Source organism: Candidatus Nitrosotalea sinensis, from assembly GCF_900143675.1.
Taxonomy (GTDB): Archaea; Thermoproteota; Nitrososphaeria; order Nitrososphaerales; family Nitrosopumilaceae; genus Nitrosotalea; species Nitrosotalea sinensis.
Window position 1 is genome coordinate 172,962 of the sequence record NZ_FRFC01000004.1, and the last position, 16,926, is coordinate 189,887.

Here is a 16,926-nt window from a genome sequence, read left to right on the forward strand (position 1 = left end):
CTGGTCTTTGACCCTGTTGAGGTCTGTTACCTTGTGGCTTTTGTCCTGGTCGTTGACCCTGTTTTGGTGCATTGGGTTTTGATCCCGGAATCGGTCTCATCTTGCTCCAAAGCACACTCATTCTTGCACGATATCCAACAGCATATTCTAGCTCATCTGGAACCAGTGTTGCAGGATGCACAAAGCCTTGGCTTCTAATTGCAATTGCTCTTTTCATTGCAATGTTTCTGATATAGTCCCAGTCTGCAGATGCAAATCCGTCAACAGGACCTGTCAGTATTCCATCATGCATTGAAAATACAAGTGCCGATACAATTGGAATTGCATAGTTGATGCTTGCAGGAGAGTTTATCTTCACAGGCATTAGTGGCATGTGGTGACTTCCTCTTGTGTTTCCTGCCACAAGATGTGGATTGTTAAATGCACTTCCTGCTTCTTCTGTTGCAGGAAAGTCCTTTTGAGTTCTTACTATGCATATAGGATCATCTTTTCCAACATAGGTTCCAGCAATATTGTGTAACCTGTCAGTTGATGCAGCCAAGATTGGCTGGTTGTCCTTGGTTGTTACTGTCGATATGACATATCTTCCAGGATACATCAATGCTGCTTCCAATGTCGGTTTGTCTTCCCACATGTTCAGTGTGGCGACTTTGCCTTTTTCGACATCCATTACTGTTATTCTAACACCTTTTGCCAAGTTTTGGTTTACAATCAATCCGGTGTTTGACAAGGTATCTACAAACATTCTGTAGAAAGGATAGTTAAATGCACCAGGCTCTGTTTTGTCTGCAGCATAAATTGTAAATGCTTCATTTGGTCTTTCGTCAAAAGTCATCTCTGCAACGCCAGGTCCCATACCTTTTACGTTTCCAGAAAATGAATCTTTAAGCAAGTCTTGTCCTGCACCATAAAGACCTTCATTCTTTGCAACACGTGTTGCAGCTTCAAATGCGCGCCATGCTAATCCATGAATTTGAGAATTGTTGATACCTTTGGTATGAGTCATGACAATGTGAATATCATCTCCACAATATCCGATATAGGAGTCAATCAAGAGTCCTTTACCATCTTTTCTTACTTGGGGCTTCACAAGATTTCTAACAGCATTTAGTAGACCATCACTTGGTCTTGTGTGTCCGCCGATTCCACCTACATCAGCTTTGATCACTGTTACTGTAATTTTCATTAACCCTTGTGATGAAATAGTTCGATTTATACCATGTGAAAAAAATTGATCTAGATGATCGAGTCAGAAAATAATTCAATTTTTGGTCGAAAAAAAATCAAAAAATGAAAATGCTAATAAAGCCCTTCTCAAGTAACATCCTTCATGAGTAGCGCAGCAGCAAGAAAACCTCACTTGAATATGATTGTCGTAGGACATATCGATAATGGAAAATCTACAACCATGGGTCACTTTTTAATGGACTTGGGACTTGTAGATGAAAGAACAATCGCAGCACATGCAGCCGAATCCGAGAAGACCGGAAAAGGTGATACTTTCAAATATGCATGGGTTATGGACAATATCAAAGACGAAAGAGAAAGAGGTATCACAATTGACTTAGCATTTCAAAAGTTTGAATCTCCAAAGTACTTCTTCACATTAATTGATGCACCAGGTCACAGAGACTTTATCAAGAACATGATCACAGGAGCTTCTGAAGCAGACTGTGCAGTCTTGGTCTTGTCTGCAAAAGAAGGTGAAACAGATACAGCAACCGCACCAGGTGGACAAGCGAGAGAACACGCTTTCTTGCTCAGAACATTGGGTGTAGGCCAATTAGTAGTTGCAATCAACAAAATGGATGACAGCAACTATTCTGAAGCAGCATACAAAGTTGCAAAAGAAAAGGCTGAGAAATTATTAAAATCAGTAGGTTACAAGCTTGAAAATGTTGCAATCATTCCAGTATCAGGCTGGAAGGGTGACAACTTGGTAAAGAAGTCAGAGAACATGAAATGGTGGACAGGAAAGACACTGTTTGAAGCATTTGACGACTTTAAACTACCAGACAAGCCAACAGGTAAGCCACTTAGAATTCCAATTCAAGATGTTTACACAATCACCGGTGTCGGTACAGTCCCAGTAGGACGTGTCGAAACAGGAGTTGCCAAACCAGGTCAAAAGATAGTTGTTATGCCATCAGGTGCAACTGGTGAAATCAAGTCAATCGAGACTCACCACACTGAGATGCCATCTGCAGAACCAGGCGACAACATAGGATTCAACCTCAGAGGCATAGAGAAGAAAGACATCAAGAGAGGAGATGTAATCGGAACACCCGACTCACCACCAAACGTAGCAAAAGAATTCCGTGCACAAATCATAGTTATTCACCATCCAACAGCAATCGCACCTGGATACACACCAGTCATGCATGCACACACAGCTCAAGTCGCTGCCACCATAGTAGCATTTGAAGCAAAGATAAATCCACAATCAGGTGCAATCGAGGAAAAAGATCCAAAGTTCTTAAAGGCAGGTGATTCTGCAATTGTAAGAATCAAGCCAGTAAGACCATTGCCAATCGAGACCTTCCAAGACTTTCCAGAAATGGGAAGATTTGCACTCAGAGATATGGGTGCAACAATTGCAGCTGGTATCGTAAAAGAGATTACTGAGAAATACACAAAATAGGGACCTGAATGACCCAGACAGCCCGAATCAAATTAACAAGTACAAGTCTTCAAAGACTTGACGGGGTCTGTACTGAAATTAAAGGAATCGGAGAAAAGACAGGAGTCAAAGTAAAAGGTCCAACACCCTTACCAGTAAAAACACTTAACGTAGTTACAAGAAAGTCTCCATGCGGTCAAGGTACAAATACTTATGAAAAATGGGAGATGAGAATCCACCGAAGAGTAATTGATCTTGGCGCAGACGATAGAGCAATAAGACAACTCATGAGAATCAAAATTCCAAATGACGTTTACATTGAGTTGACTCTCAAATAAGGAAAAAAAGAACATGTCAGAACCAACACAAGAAATTCCAGCTGATGAAAAACCAACAAGCTTTAGCGTATTTTATTCATGCATGCGTTGCGGTACACAAGTCTCACAATCAGAATTAACAAGATTGCCTGAAATAAAATGCATCTGTGGTTTTAGAGTATTTACCAAGGTAAGACCACCAGTAGTAAAGACAATCAAAGCATTCTAGACGTCTCTTTTTCCACGATAAGTGTGGAATCTTTGCATATGCGTTCTCATTGCTTCCATGCTCTGGAAATTTTGATTGCACATTTTACAGTCATATGCTTTTTCACTATGGTATAGTTGCTGATGTTGCATTAGATATTCTTGCTGTCTAAATTTTGCACCGCATACATCGCACTTGAATTTCTTGAATATATTCAATCTATCCCAACTTTGCCTTGTGTGAATCCCAACATTCTCTACACAATTGTCCATCAAGAACCCATTTCGTCTTCGGATTGTATCGTATCATACCAAGTTTTTTTCCACAAACACTGCAATTTTCTCTCCTGTTTTTGTATTCAATATCTTTTTTATCAAAACAAGATTTGCACAATAATCCAGTCATGTCCCATTGGTATCTTGGCTCCCACAAGTCAGGAACATCTTTTTCAATGCCACATGTGACACATTTTTGCCTCAGACTCTGTTCATAAAACTTTTTCATCTGAATCACATAACAATCTCCACAAAGTGGTCCTTCCACATTCCACTCACTTTTTGGCTTGTTCTTGTGACTAGTCTCTTTGTTACACATTTTGCATATCACAGTCTTATTTCCAAAGAGTTTCATGATATGATATCCAGATATGGTAGATCCGTTAAATAGTTATCATAAAGGAAAAGGATTTGAGAACAGTGTTCTCTTTTATTGTTCTAGTGCTTCTTCGAGAAGCTGGCCTGCGTTTAGCATGCCTTTTTGTTTTGCAATTGTTTCAATAATTGCATACTGCTCAGCTGTAAAACAGACTGGCATTGAACGGTCTTTCATGAATTTGAAAAGTCTTTTTGATTTTATATCCTTTTTGTTGATTTACTTTGATCGACTAGATCGATTATGCTTATTCTTTAAAGATGTATTTACGCTGGCCCCTCAATTCGGGGCTACTTCCAACACCTATGAGTACGAATTCTTTCTTGCCCTCAAGGATGTTCTGTGTCGGGCTTAGCTTGCTTTCATGTATCTGCTCATATTCTTCAAGTGAGACTTTACGTCTGTTACCAATCTCTGCTTCAAGGTTCATGTTCTTTACAATTTCCTTGTATGTAGGCATGATTACACCACTAAAGACCATGGCGCTGCTTCCACTCCCATATGAGCCAAATCCAAACCTTTTTGCTTCAAGGTCTGTGCCTTTCTGGAACTCAAATTCAAGGCAGCTTCTAAAGCCCATGTAAAGTGATGCAGTGTAAAGGTTGCCGACCATGCTTGATGCAATAAGTGAGCTTGCAAGTTTGGAATCATATGCTTCCTGGAATTCTTCAGTCATTGTGAATCGTTTTGTAAACTCGTGATCTTTTTGCATAAATTCCTCGTCTGCAAGTATTGATTCAATTGTACCTCGCGGGTCTTTAGGAATCGGTTCTTGCATTCCCATCTTGTCTACAATTCCTTTCCATCTTGGAAGACTTCGCCATTCATGTCGTAAAAGATATGTCAATGCCTTTTTGCCCATGTTGCTGTATGGAAGATGCATGTTGATAAAATCAATATAATCCAAAATTGTCTCACCTTCCCTTAGTTTGATGATTCCAGTTGAGATTGCTTTTTCCTTGTATGCCATCAGTGCCTTTTTGACCTGAATCATGTAAAGCAAGTTAGAGTACTGGCCATTTACTATCGGTGTCTCTTTTCCAAATGGTCGGTAGAAATCATATTCATTCTTGATTGAAGTAGAAGTTACTTTAGGATCAAATGTCATTAATCTAGGAGTATCATTTAGAAGCATTGCAACTGCACCTGCCCCTTGGGTGTATTCACCACTAGAACCTAGGTCGTATTTTGCAATGTCAGAGACTACGACAATTGCATACTTGCCTTCTGCTTCACCTGCCCTAATCCAATTAGTGTTATCATATAATGCGTAAGAACCGCTCACACATGCAAATTTGCATTCAATTCCACCACAGTGACCAAAAGAATCTGCACCATAGACCTGCTCGAGCATTCCAATCACATAGGAATTCATGGCCTTTGATTCATCAAGTGATGATTCAGTTGCAACATAGAGTCTTCCTACATCTTTTGGAGAAAGTTTGTTGCGTTCCATTATCCTAAGGCATGCATTTGCTGCCATACACGCTGGGTCTTGATTAGTATCCACTATTGCCATCTTTGATACACCTAGCCCTCGCTGTAGCTTGTCAGGGTCCATTCCCCTGGCTTGAGCAAAATCTCTTGCATCTACAAACAGTTTTGGGATGTAGATTGCAATATCGTCAATACCTGCGGCCAATAGCTTTTCAGCTTCCAATTACAGATATAAGGATTATGAGAATTGATATTGATCTCAAAGATTGATAATTTTTATTCTATTATGAAAATATGTGTAAAATCTTTCATGAATTTAGCTTAGATTTGAATAGATTATCAAAAACCTCGTATGGTTGTGCTCCAACTATTTTAGTAATGGAATGATCCGGAGCTACTATGAAAAAGTCAGGTGTTCCTGTAAGGCCAAGGCCCTTTGCATCAGACATGCTTCCCTGTATCATAGGCAGATATCTAGATTGAGACATACAATTTGAGAATTGTGTGCCATTAAGACCCACCTTTGTTGCAAATGATGTCAAGTTATTAGATGACGCCCAGCCAGTGTTCTCACCTGCCCAGTTATCATACAAAGCATCATGATACTCCCAAAACTTGCCCTGCTCCTGAGCACAGTGTGCCGCATGTGCCGCATTTACAGAATCTTGTCCAATAATTACAAAGTCTTTGAAGACCATGCGTACCTTGCCTGTGTTGATGTAATTTTTCACTATATCAGGTTCAATGGTATGATAGAATTTGTTACAGTAAAAACACTGGTAGTCTCCAAACTCTATCATGGTTATAGGTGCATCTTTTGAGCCAAGTATTGGAGATGTGTTATCTACAAGAAAATTAACTGAAGCCTGTGTCATGTTGCCTTGTGCAGGTGTCACAGTAAATGAAGTTCCAGGAATCTGTGTTGAGGGTTTCTCAAATGCGTGCCCTAAGAGCAGAACTACAAACGCAATGCCAATTACGGCGCCCACTCCTATACCTACAGAGGGCAGGTGAATCTTCAAGGATCAATCTTGTCGTACAAGATTATTTAGTCCTTGTTTTGATGGCAATCCAAATAAATAGGATTTACAGTCAGAAAAATTATGAAGAAGGTTTTCGTTAACGGTTATGGTTCAATCGGTAGCAGAATAACTCAATTTATTGCAGATGACAGAGATATCGAAGTTTTAGGTGTAGGCAAATACTCCCCCGATGAGAAAGTTAGTGACGCAATATCACGAGGTTTTCATGTCTATGTCCCAAAAGCAAAGGTTGATGCTTTTAAAAATTACAAGATATCTGGTACAATAGAAGATGCTCTTTCCAAATGTGATCTTGTGATAGATGCAGCACCAGGAGGAGTAGGATATCAAAATAAAAAATCATACTATGAACCAAAAAATGTAAGTGCAATATTCCAAGGCGGTGAAAAGATTGGCGGTGATGAATCAGTTGCAAGTTTGATATTCAATTCTCGTGTGAACTATGAAAAGGCCTTTGGTGCAAAATACGTCATGCAAGGAAGTTGCAATGTGACAGGTATGGGAAGAATACTCCAGCCTCTCAAGGAGAAATACGGAAAGAGACTAAAGCGATTTGATGCTACATTGCTAAGAAGATGGGCAGACCTTGAGGATTCAAAGGCACAAGTAAAAGACTCCATAGAATGGACCAGAAGGCCACATCACAATGAAGATGTCAAAAGCTACATGGGTGCAGACACTCCATTATTCATCAGGGCATTCAAGGTGCCTACAAGACAGATGCACGTACACTTGATGGACATACGCTTTGATGGTCCCGCACCAAGTTCTCAAGAGATAATTGATTTGTACAAAAACGAATACGGTGTTGCAACACTGTACAATGTCAAAGGTACAAAAGATATTCGAGATTATGCAGAATCAATTAAATTCAATTTCAAGGACACAAACATGATTCACATTCATGCAGACATGACCGAAGTCCAAGACGACATTGTAAAGATGACATATTCAGACGACCAAACAGGAATTGTGGTACCAGAAAATCACCTGTTGATGCAAGCAATGCTGTTTAACAGAAAAAGAGAAGACGCCTTCAAACATACCGAAGAATTGTTCCACATGGAAGAGAAAAAGAAACTATTGCAGGAGCACTTTGCAAAGAAATAATGCCCGCCTAAGCCAATTCTTATCAAAAAATCCTCCAAGTGAACTTATAAAAGAGACAAGATGAAAATACCATACATAACAATTTGTTTGAAATTCAATTAGACTGTTTACAGGCCAGAGCATATAACTTGAGAAAAACACACATCTGCAAATCCAGAGGTAGTTGAAATCATGGATGTAGTGATGATCTTCAAGATAATTCTGCTGGCACTTTTGGTTTCACTGTCTGCCCTTTTTAGTGGGGCAGAAGTAGCTCTTATTGGAACAAACAAGGCAAAGGTCAACCAGTTGGTAAAAGACAAGGTAAGAGGCTCGGCATCCCTTGCAAAGCTAAAATCAAATCCAAACAGAATGCTTGCAACAATAAATCTTGGAACAGCACTAGCAAACGTAGGCTCTTCTGCACTTGCTACTGAAATTGCGCTTGGCCTACTTGGTAACAACGGACTTGCAATATCTATAGGCATCATGACCTTCATACTTTTGGTCTTTGGCGAGAATGCCCCAAAATCATATTGTAATGCCAATCCCGTCAAAGTATCACTTTGGATAAGCGGTGTAACACTAACTTTTAGCTACATATTCTACCCATTTGTCATAGTGTTTGAAAAAATAACACATGCAATACTGTGGATGCTAAAAAGTCCATACCATCCTCCCCCAGTAACAGAACAAGAAATCTATAATGTAATAGAACAAGGTCTTGAAGACAAGGCATTAAAAAAACACGAGCGTGAACTTGTTCATGGGGCACTAAAGTTTGATGATATTGTAATAAGAGCAGTAATGACTCCGAGAACAAAGATGTTCATGCTTCCTGCAAAGATGATTCTTTTTGACGCAATGCCACTGATAAGCAAAAGCGGATATTCTAGAATTCCGCTATACAAGGACACACCAGATCAAATTGTTGGAATACTAAATGTAAGAGACTTGCTCAAAAATTTAGAAAGGGATGAAAAGATAATCACTCTAGAATCTCTTGGGAGAAAACCAATCTTTGTTTCTCAGGAACAAAGAATCAGTAAGCTGCTCAAAGAAATGCAAGGTAGACAAACCCACATGGCAATTGTTGTTGATGAATTTGGAGGAGTTGAAGGATGTGTCACTTTGGAAGATCTGTTAGAAGAAATTGTTGGTGAAATAATGGATGAAACTGACATGGAGGAGCTCAACTTTAAGATGCTAGACAAGAACACCATGCTTGCAAGTGGCGATGTTGAGATAGACACAGTAAACGAAGTTCTCAAGTCAGATATTCCACAAGGAGACGACTACTCTACACTAAATGGTCTTTTTCATGACAAACTAAAGGACATACCAAGAAAGGGAGACAGAGTGGTAATGGAATCAATAAAAATGACAGTCGAAGATACTGCAAACAATCAAGCAACTAAAATCAAGATAGAAAAACTTCCAAGTTCAGATTAAGAGCGTGGCGGTATCGCAAACTGGTTTTGCGGATTTTTATGGTAATCCACAGGTATGCTAGAATCTTTTTGTCGTCCTGTAAGTATTCCTACAACGGATTCATCTTTTTTGATGATTCCTTGCTCAATTAGTTTTTTTACTCCTGCAGGTACTGCACCTGATGCCATTTCACAATCAAATCCATTTAGGCCAACAAGTGCCATGCCATCAAGCATCTCAGAATCAGATACTTGGGTTACAATTCCATTTGTGAAATCAAGTGCTCGTAATCCTTTGAGTATGTTTGCAGGTTTTGCAATTTGGATTGCAGTAGCCTTTGTCTTCGGTCGTAGGTTGTTCTTATCCATGTGATCATAGTATCGTGACACAAGACCAGTATCGGGTTTTCCTTTATTCCAGCGTAACTCTGTATTTTCAAATTTTCCATTATACAGATTGTACAAAGTGTTTGCACCCTCAGAATTTACAATTGCAAGTCTTGGAATTTTTTTAATCCATCCCCATTCATATAGCTCCATCAATGCCTTACCGCAACTTGAAGTATTACCAAGTGCGCCTCCAGGATATACAATCCAGTCAGGAGGATTCCAATCAAGATATTCGAGTACTCTAAATACAATTGTTTTTTGTCCTTCAATTCTAAACGGGTTTACAGAGTTTACAGTGTATCCTCCTATCTGTCCTGCTTGTTTTAATGAAGCAGACAAGGCATCATCAAAATTTCCTTTAATCTCTACTACTTGAGCACCAAACTGAAATGCCTGGCTTAATTTTCCAGGAGCCACTTCTCCTGCAGGTATGTATACATCACAATCCATATTTTCATTTGCAGCATACATTGCAGCAGAAGCAGAAGTGTTACCTGTTGATGCGCATATTATTTTTTTAATCTTGACAAGTTTTGCATGAGTCACAGCTGTTGTCATGCCGTTATCTTTGAAAGAACCGCTTGGATTATACCCTTCAGGTTGCAGCCACAGATTTTGTAGTCCTACATATTTCGATACACGGGACATGTGATATGGTTTTGACAATCTTCCTTCTGCACCATCTAATGAAACAAGATATTTGGAACATTGATCAATATTTTCAGTATCTATCTGACAGAAATTCAACAGTTCTCTAAAACGCCACACTCCACTTTCATTGAAGATATTGTTGGAGTGATTACGTCTTTTGTAAAAGACTTCTTTTAGAGATACTGGAGGAGCTGAAGCATACTTGACATCTAACAAATGACCCTTTTCACATTCAATTCTAGTATCAGTTACAGGATACTCCAAACCACATGTTGGGTCTATACATTTTAGATATGCCTGAGACTGCATTATGCAAAATTTAGTGGGTTTGTATTTAAATCTAGAGTTAGAAACTTCCGTTCAGAAACTAGAGTAAAAATTTACCACACCTAAAGTAGACTATTTTTTTGGTCCGGAACGCATATGAAAATTAATACAACACTTGCATTCTTTTGATACGCATTCTTCTTCAGATACATGGCCACAAATGCCACATTCACAGTGTGATTGCATAATTTCTTCTGAGAATACATCCCATTTAACCAATATGTTGGTTTTGATGCAAGATTATTTTTTTGATTTTTTAGGTTTCTCGGTTGGTTTTTTCGCAGCTTTTGCCTTGTCTTCTAGATGTTTGGCTTTTGCCTCTTCAGTTTCTTTGCTCTTTTCATCTACTGCCTTCATGACTGCCTGTATTAGACCATCAAGATCACTGTCAGAAACAGCAGGTTCCACAGCTGTGGCAATTTGTGTTATAGTATTAGATATGGCAGAGCTTACCTCATCAAAGCTTTCAGGATCTTCGTATGCAGCATTGTATAATGCCTTTAATCTCCTGACATCGGAAAGTACCTGATCGGTCAATGTTAAACGGTATTTCTTACCATTTATGGTAATTTCCTGGCTTATCATGCATGCATTCGCCATCATGCTTTCATAAAGTTTTCTGTAAAAAAGAACATGTAGTAGGGCAATCAAGGAGTAATGATGACAAGAAAACTTCCAGGTAAAGCAGAACGATATTTTACTACGGGAATATCCATGATCACATCACAAGGCCCACATGGATCAAATGTCATGGCAGCAGAATGGGTCATGCAGATTTCATACAATCCAATTTTGATTGCGGCATTCATTCACAAAGGATCACAGACTCTCAAGAATATAGAAAAAACCAAAGAATTTGGAGTAAATGTGGCATCAGAAAAACAGACATCTCAAGTAAGTGTAGCAGGAGGATATTCGGGATCTGAGATAGACAAGATGCAAATCAAAAATCTCTTCAATATTATAAAATCAAAAAAGATCAATGCCCCATCAATATCAGGATGTACAATAAACGCAGAATGCATTCTTGTCAAAAAAGAAAAAATAGGGGATCATGTTATGCTGGTAGGAAAAGTAGTACGCATGCAACATGATGAATCCCAGAGTCCATTGATATACCATAGAAATAGATATTTTCAGATAGGTCCTGCAATAGAACCTCAACGAGAAGAAATACTAGTAGACAAAGAAACTTTTGAATTTTTCAGTAACCTTGCACAAAAAAGATTTGTGTTAAAATGCATCGGTATCACAGTAAAATCAAAAAATAAAATTCTAGTAATAAAACAACCAAATAGTTCCATACAAACAATACCATTATGCATTCCATCCCCTGGAAAAAATCATGTCAGACATCTTGAGAGATTCCTAAAGAACATAAAATTAGATTTAAAATTAGACTCGGAACCAATCATGAAAAGGCTAGTCTTAAAATACGAAAAAAATTTTCAGAGAATCAACATGATATTATACAATGGAAAAATCAAGTCAGAGAAAGAGCATTCATTGAAATCTGTTAGTTTGGATCCAATCTTGAGTATACTTTAGATTGTAATATAATCAAGGGCTACAGCATCTGCAAGCAATGAAGCATGCCTAGAGTTTACAATATAGCCATTTTTGATATCAGTTGTCGGAAGCCATCTATTTGTAGAGCTATAATGCCTTTTTTCTTTCATCTCTTTTTCAATTTCCCCGAGGTCACATTCGCCCTCTTCAATCTGTTGAGTATTGATGTGTTTTATTGTAATCAAGATTTTTTTTACTTTAACTCGCACCCCAAATCTCCATATATGATCCGAAGTATCATCTTCAACTTCAAGTAACTTTAGTTTTATCTCCTTTGTACCAAGAGCATCCCTGCTCACCAAGATACGTTCATCAACAAAGTCCTCAAAACTCATTATTTGGTATTTAATGCATCACATTAAAGAAGTATTCGGTCCTGTCTTTTTTCATTTAATAAAAGGCATTACACATGATTCTAAATTTAACGGCAGCCTTTTCCCTTCAGTCATGGCATATGTATCTCCATCATAAGTACAGATAAAATCAGTGACAGGATATTTTTCATCCCAGATCTTAAAGTATTCCCTTAGTTCTCGGTGTTCATATTTTCCAGTTCCTATTCTTTTCTTTGATGAAAACTTGAATGCTACCACCATTTTTCTTGTCTGATATAGTTCAAAGGTATGTATCCATTTCAGGCATCGTTGTATCTGATCAAATGGAACTCTCAAGGTGGTGTTTGTGCCGGATTTTGCCTCTATTGTGTAGATGACATTTTCTTTCGTGCTAACAGCTAGTATGTCTGGCAACCCTACACTAGGTGATCCCAATCGAAATGCCTTCCAACCTTCAACTGCATTAAATCTCTTCACAAGAGTATCTTCCCAATGGTACCCACGTTGCCTTCGAGTTCTTGCAATGCGCTGATTGACTGTTTTGCGGTTTTTGTTACGCACTGGTACTTTCTTGTCAAGTTCTGGATATTCTGCAAGTACCATTTTGTCTTATTTGATTAACAGAAATTTAGAGATATAGACTAGGTGGTAATTATACTAACACCTTGGTGCCTACTTTTGTACATCAAAGAATTACAAAAGTGAGTTTTCATCCTCAGCATTAATATGTCATGATACAAACAGACAGAGCATGTCATCAATTGACAGTCAGACCACATATCTCAAATACAGAGAATATTCAGATCTTCTTAAAGTCATTTTGTATTCATCACAGTCAGTATTGGGCGCAGTACCCTTGATTTACCACCTCAAACACAACAATCAAAACATAATATTCATACAAACTGGTACAATGGGTGGCAATGTCATACATTACTTAATCAGCAATGGGCCCCCATCAAAAAAATTCATAGAATTAAAGAGACTGACAGGAGATTACACCTTTGTAGATAAAATTGGTACAGATGGAATGTCACTTTACATTCCCATACTGGAACTAGAGAAATCAAACCTTGATTTTCCATGAGAGTATCTCATGAAATCTTGAAAACAAATTTTGGCGTTTTGTCATAAGTACAGTATTCCAAGATCAACATTTGACCTGGAATCAGATCAGATATAGGCTCAGATATTGTTCCAATAACCCTTATGCTATTTTCAAATTCTGCAATACAAAAGTAAGCATCGCCTTTTCTTGAAAACTCTACAAGAGTTGCATTACTTGGGACATGTAACCATTCAACATTGCCTAGACATTTATTACAAAATTCACTCGGAGGCCATACCCAATGAATGCATTTCATGCATTTGCTGCACACAAAGTTATTGCGAGACAATTCATCTTCAAATCTAGTCATGATTCTAACACCAAAACTGTAGATGATGTTGCACCTGCCGACATATTGTGAACAAGACCAGTCTTTGCAGCAGGTACTTGTCTTTTACCTGCACTTCCTCCTAGCTGGCGACACACTTCAACAACTTGTGCTATTCCTGTAGCACCAAGAGGATGTCCAGCTCCAAGTAAGCCTCCCCTTGGGTTTATTTTTTTATCACATGTATCATATAGAGAACGAACAAGTTTTGAACCCTCTCCTTTTTTACAAAATCCCATTTCTTCTAATCCAATGATTTCACATATACTAAATGCATCATGAAGCTCAACTACATCAACATCATCAGCAGTTTTTCCAGACATGTTGTATGCCTGAGTTACTGCATGTCTTGTAGATTCCATTGAAGAAAGATCATTATTTTTTGTAAAGCTTGCAGAGGTTGTCTGTTGTCCAATTCCAGAAATCCATACTGGTGTGTCAGTGATTTTTCTTGCCTTTTCTTCAGAACATACAAGTATTGCAGCAGCACCATCACATGGCATTGAACAGTCAAGCAATCGGACATTCTCTGTAAGATTTTTGGATTTCATTACATCATCAAAGGAAAATGATTTATCAAAAAAGGCATCAGGGTTAGAAAGCGCATTGTCATGGTTTTTTACTGACACGTATGCAAGATCTTCCAAACTTGTTCCATATTTTCTCATGTGCGCACTTGTAAACATGGATGACCAGAATATTGGATGAGTGTATTCTCCTCTTGACATGTCCCAATTTAGAACAAGACCAGGATTATTTGCCTTGTCAGCGCCCACTACAAGAACAACATCTGCAAGCCCTGATGAAACATATGCATATGCTGACACTAGAGAATTTGTTCCAGAATTACATAAACTCTCAACAGAATGAGATATTTTTGGTTTAATTCCTGACAATTCAGATATTATGTTTGCAATATAATTCCTGTTCGCATTTGTAGAGGCAAGAACTGCATCAATGTCATGTTGTTCAAGATTTTTCCCACTCTCAAACATTTTCTTGACTGCTGAGAGCATAATCATATCAAGTGGTCTTTCACTCTTGTCAAATTTTGTAATACCTGTTGCAACTATTGCTACTTTTCTCATATCATCTCACTACGAAGTGTTTTTACAAGTAATTCAAACGAATCCTGCACGTTGCCCACAGGGTTAAATTGTAAGATAGGCAGATTTACTCCTGCGTCCACAAATTTTGATATCTGTTTTCTTACATCGTCAGGAGTTCCACAAGCAGACAACGAATTTACCATATCATCAGTTACAGAATAATGAGTATCTTTTAGACCATTTTTTTCATATTCTTCAAATATAGATTTAGTTTCATTATGAAATCCATTGGATTCCAAAAATTCTCGATATATCTTCCCTACAGAGACATAGAATGAAATTGTTTGTTTGGCACGTAGTATTGCTTTTTCAGCATCATCAGATACACATGTTATAACTTGGCAAGTAACATCAATTTTACGTCTTGATTGCATTTGAGATATTGTTGTTTTCAATTCGTGAAGTGGTCGTAAATAAAAAATCACACCATCTGCAATATCCCAAGTCAGGTCTACCATTTTTTTATTTATAGCTGCAAGATAGATTGGAATTGTTGTTCTAGGAGATTTTATTAACAAACTAAAGTTTTTCAAGTGAAATATTTGACCATCATATGACACTCTATTCCCAGATACCGCAAGGCGAATAATATCGACATATTCTTTCATGCGTTGAACCGGATTATCAAATTTTAAACCATGCCATTCTTGAACAATCGGTTTGCTACTAGTACCAAGTCCAAGTATGAACCTTCCATTTGATACAGTATCAAGTGTTACAGCAGACATGGCAATCAATGCAGGACTTCGAGAGTAAATGTTAATGATAGAAGAGCCTAATTTTGGTTTTTTTGCAATATTTGAGACATTCGATAAAACAGAACAGCAATCCATTCCCCAAGTTTCAGGAACCCATATGGAATCAACCGTGTGATTATTCAATATTTTAGCACAGTGAGATATTTCTTCAATGGACAAAAGTGAGCCTAGACTAAATCCAAGTCTCATACATATCACTTTGAAGCAATAAATTTTTCATATTGTGTAGATTTTATGAGAGATTCACACTCTTCCATATCTTTGTAAGAATCAATTGATTTCCAAAACACATTACCATATTGTATTGCGTTCAATTTCTCTTTTTTGGCAAGAATCGGAAATGTCGTACTTTCAAGATTTCCTACAGAAGGTACATGTTTGAGTACATCTTTATTCAAATTATATATTCCAGCATTCATCCAATAGTTAGACATCTCAGGTTTTTCTTCAAATCTTTCGACTTTTGAATTATCAAGATGAACTATTCCAAACGATGTTCTAAGAGGTATTACTGCGATGGAGTTGTCATGTGTTTTTAATTTGCCAAGATCAAGATTTGTCAGAACATCTCCATTTGCTACAAAAAAGCTATCAGAGTCAATGTGTTTGGCGGCCTTTTTTATAGCACCGGCAGTGCCTAGCGGCCTGTTTTCTACAGAATATGTAATGGTGACACCAAAATTTTTCCCATCAAGATATTTGATCACTTGATCTGATCGATAACCCACACATACTATGATATCGTTTATCCCAAATTTTTTGAAGTATCGTATCTGCCACTCTATTATAGGATAATTACAGATAGGAATCATTGGTTTTGGAAGATAATCAGTGAGTGGTTTGAGTCGTTTGCCAAACCCTCCAGAAAGAAGTAATGCTTGCACAAAGTTACGATTAGTAGATTTTAATTAAAAGATTTGGAAAACTGGAACAGGTCATTGTTGTTCTGAATTAGAATTTTTCTCTGTCATGTAGTAATGTAATTCAGTATAACACTCTACGCAATAATCTTCATCTTTGGTGTGTTCACAATCATATACTTTGTTCACATCATTACCGCATTTAGCACATTTTATCATGTTTTTTAATATCTCAATCCGTCTCTTTGAATATTTCCAAAAGATATCAAAATTTAGGATTTACGAATTTTTAGTATTCCCAATATAGTAATTATGACACCAATTCCAAGAACTGCTCCAAATTCTCTTACCGCTCTTGCATCCTGAGATTGAGCACCTTGTAATGCAAGTATAATTCCAGTTCCGGCAATTATCAATGCACCTCCAATTATTATCAATATCCCTAATTTCTTTGAAGGCTCTTTTCGTGTGATGAAAAACGAGATAATTAGTAAAGCAGAAGGGATTATCCCAAAGACAGAACCTCTTACAGATACATCCATTGGAAGAAAGCCGTTCTTTCCACCATTTGCTGCAATTACGTCAAGACCGTAAATACAGAGCATGATTATAGATATAACAGACATTACAACTGCTATCTTTGTTTTCACATCTAAGCTTGGCCAGTACATCTAATAAACTTATGAGAGTTACAAA

The 16,926-nt window shown here is 37.8% G+C and carries 21 protein-coding genes and 1 pseudogene; 7 read left to right on the forward strand and 15 right to left on the reverse strand.

Features of this window, described 5'->3' with window-relative positions; genetic code table 11:
• Positions 1-58: 58 nt before the first annotated feature.
• Positions 59-1,186, reverse strand: a pseudogene (fbp, locus tag NSIN_RS06880) (fructose-1,6-bisphosphate aldolase/phosphatase); the annotation flags it as partial.
• Between the two features lie 144 nt (positions 1,187-1,330).
• Between fbp and tuf the strand changes: the two are divergent.
• Genes tuf through NSIN_RS06895 form a run of 3 tightly spaced genes read left to right on the forward strand, consistent with a single transcriptional unit; the run spans position 1,331 to position 3,166 of the window.
• On the forward strand, positions 1,331-2,641 hold the full coding sequence (gene tuf / locus NSIN_RS06885; RefSeq protein WP_101010448.1) for a translation elongation factor EF-1 subunit alpha: 1,311 nt from the start codon (positions 1,331-1,333) through the stop codon (positions 2,639-2,641).
• Between the two features lie 8 nt (positions 2,642-2,649).
• Positions 2,650-2,958, forward strand: a complete 309-nt coding sequence (gene rpsJ, locus NSIN_RS06890) for a 30S ribosomal protein S10 (RefSeq protein ID WP_101010450.1) — start codon at positions 2,650-2,652, stop codon at positions 2,956-2,958.
• 13 nt (positions 2,959-2,971) lie between these two features.
• Entirely contained in the window at positions 2,972-3,166 is a 195-nt protein-coding gene (locus NSIN_RS06895; protein ID WP_101010453.1) for an RNA polymerase Rbp10, read from the forward strand.
• On the opposite strand, the gene NSIN_RS06900 is transcribed toward NSIN_RS06895, so the two are convergent.
• The 5 genes from NSIN_RS06900 to NSIN_RS06915 form a co-directional block, all read right to left on the reverse strand.
• Positions 3,163-3,363 (reverse strand): C2H2-type zinc finger protein, encoded by a 201-nt coding sequence (locus tag NSIN_RS06900; protein WP_101010456.1) that lies wholly within the window; start codon positions 3,361-3,363, stop codon positions 3,163-3,165. The genes NSIN_RS06895 and NSIN_RS06900 overlap by 4 nt on opposite strands.
• Position 3,364: 1 nt before the next feature.
• Positions 3,365-3,775, reverse strand: a complete 411-nt coding sequence (locus tag NSIN_RS06905) for a hypothetical protein (RefSeq protein WP_101010458.1) — start codon at positions 3,773-3,775, stop codon at positions 3,365-3,367.
• Positions 3,776-3,850: 75 nt separating this feature from the next.
• Positions 3,851-3,973 (reverse strand): hypothetical protein, encoded by a 123-nt coding sequence (locus tag NSIN_RS09695; protein ID WP_281259598.1) that lies wholly within the window; start codon positions 3,971-3,973, stop codon positions 3,851-3,853.
• A 70-nt stretch (positions 3,974-4,043) separates the two neighbouring features.
• On the reverse strand, positions 4,044-5,438 hold the full coding sequence (locus NSIN_RS06910) for a hydroxymethylglutaryl-CoA synthase family protein (RefSeq protein ID WP_101010606.1): 1,395 nt from the start codon (positions 5,436-5,438) through the stop codon (positions 4,044-4,046).
• Positions 5,439-5,541: 103 nt separating this feature from the next.
• On the reverse strand, positions 5,542-6,255 hold the full coding sequence (locus NSIN_RS06915) for a DsbA family protein (protein ID WP_177346295.1): 714 nt from the start codon (positions 6,253-6,255) through the stop codon (positions 5,542-5,544).
• 81 nt (positions 6,256-6,336) lie between these two features.
• Between NSIN_RS06915 and NSIN_RS06920 the strand changes: the two genes are divergently transcribed.
• On the forward strand, positions 6,337-7,386 hold the full coding sequence (locus NSIN_RS06920; RefSeq protein WP_101010460.1) for a type II glyceraldehyde-3-phosphate dehydrogenase: 1,050 nt from the start codon (positions 6,337-6,339) through the stop codon (positions 7,384-7,386).
• A gap of 171 nt (positions 7,387-7,557) precedes the next feature.
• Complete coding sequence (locus NSIN_RS06925; protein WP_101010462.1) at positions 7,558-8,817, forward strand: hemolysin family protein; 1,260 nt, start codon at positions 7,558-7,560, stop codon at positions 8,815-8,817.
• Here NSIN_RS06925 and NSIN_RS06930 read toward each other — a convergent pair.
• Both NSIN_RS06930 and NSIN_RS06935 read right to left on the reverse strand, forming a co-directional pair.
• The gene (locus NSIN_RS06930; RefSeq protein ID WP_101010464.1) at positions 8,814-10,145 is read right to left on the reverse strand and encodes a threonine synthase; all 1,332 of its coding nucleotides are present in this window, start codon (positions 10,143-10,145) and stop codon (positions 8,814-8,816) included. The genes NSIN_RS06925 and NSIN_RS06930 overlap by 4 nt on opposite strands.
• Before the next feature lie 258 nt (positions 10,146-10,403).
• Positions 10,404-10,748: a hypothetical protein gene (locus NSIN_RS06935; protein WP_101010608.1), complete on the reverse strand. Its 345-nt coding sequence runs from the start codon at positions 10,746-10,748 to the stop codon at positions 10,404-10,406.
• A gap of 75 nt (positions 10,749-10,823) precedes the next feature.
• Between NSIN_RS06935 and NSIN_RS06940 the strand changes: the two genes are divergently transcribed.
• Entirely contained in the window at positions 10,824-11,711 is an 888-nt protein-coding gene (locus tag NSIN_RS06940; protein WP_165775279.1) for a flavin reductase family protein, read from the forward strand.
• Here NSIN_RS06940 and NSIN_RS06945 read toward each other — a convergent pair.
• The gene (locus tag NSIN_RS06945; protein WP_101010468.1) at positions 11,708-12,067 is read right to left on the reverse strand and encodes a hypothetical protein; all 360 of its coding nucleotides are present in this window, start codon (positions 12,065-12,067) and stop codon (positions 11,708-11,710) included. The genes NSIN_RS06940 and NSIN_RS06945 overlap by 4 nt on opposite strands.
• Before the next feature lie 51 nt (positions 12,068-12,118).
• On the reverse strand, positions 12,119-12,670 hold the full coding sequence (locus NSIN_RS06950; protein WP_133124104.1) for a resolvase: 552 nt from the start codon (positions 12,668-12,670) through the stop codon (positions 12,119-12,121).
• 148 nt (positions 12,671-12,818) lie between these two features.
• Between NSIN_RS06950 and NSIN_RS06955 the strand changes: the two genes are divergently transcribed.
• Positions 12,819-13,154 (forward strand): hypothetical protein, encoded by a 336-nt coding sequence (locus NSIN_RS06955; RefSeq protein ID WP_101010470.1) that lies wholly within the window; start codon positions 12,819-12,821, stop codon positions 13,152-13,154.
• A gap of 7 nt (positions 13,155-13,161) precedes the next feature.
• On the opposite strand, the gene NSIN_RS06960 is transcribed toward NSIN_RS06955, so the two are convergent.
• From NSIN_RS06960 to NSIN_RS06980, 5 genes are all read right to left on the reverse strand, one after another.
• Positions 13,162-13,485, reverse strand: a complete 324-nt coding sequence (locus tag NSIN_RS06960; protein ID WP_101010472.1) for a hypothetical protein — start codon at positions 13,483-13,485, stop codon at positions 13,162-13,164.
• Complete coding sequence (locus NSIN_RS06965; RefSeq protein WP_101010473.1) at positions 13,482-14,591, reverse strand: thiolase family protein; 1,110 nt, start codon at positions 14,589-14,591, stop codon at positions 13,482-13,484. The genes NSIN_RS06960 and NSIN_RS06965 overlap by 4 nt, the downstream gene beginning before the upstream one ends.
• Positions 14,588-15,559: an LLM class flavin-dependent oxidoreductase gene (locus NSIN_RS06970; RefSeq protein ID WP_101010474.1), complete on the reverse strand. Its 972-nt coding sequence runs from the start codon at positions 15,557-15,559 to the stop codon at positions 14,588-14,590. Before NSIN_RS06970 ends, NSIN_RS06965 begins: the two co-directional genes overlap by 4 nt.
• A gap of 5 nt (positions 15,560-15,564) precedes the next feature.
• Positions 15,565-16,254 (reverse strand): nucleotidyltransferase family protein, encoded by a 690-nt coding sequence (locus NSIN_RS06975; RefSeq protein ID WP_101010475.1) that lies wholly within the window; start codon positions 16,252-16,254, stop codon positions 15,565-15,567.
• 248 nt (positions 16,255-16,502) lie between these two features.
• Complete coding sequence (locus NSIN_RS06980; RefSeq protein ID WP_133124105.1) at positions 16,503-16,880, reverse strand: hypothetical protein; 378 nt, start codon at positions 16,878-16,880, stop codon at positions 16,503-16,505.
• Between the last annotated feature and the right edge of the window lie 46 nt (positions 16,881-16,926).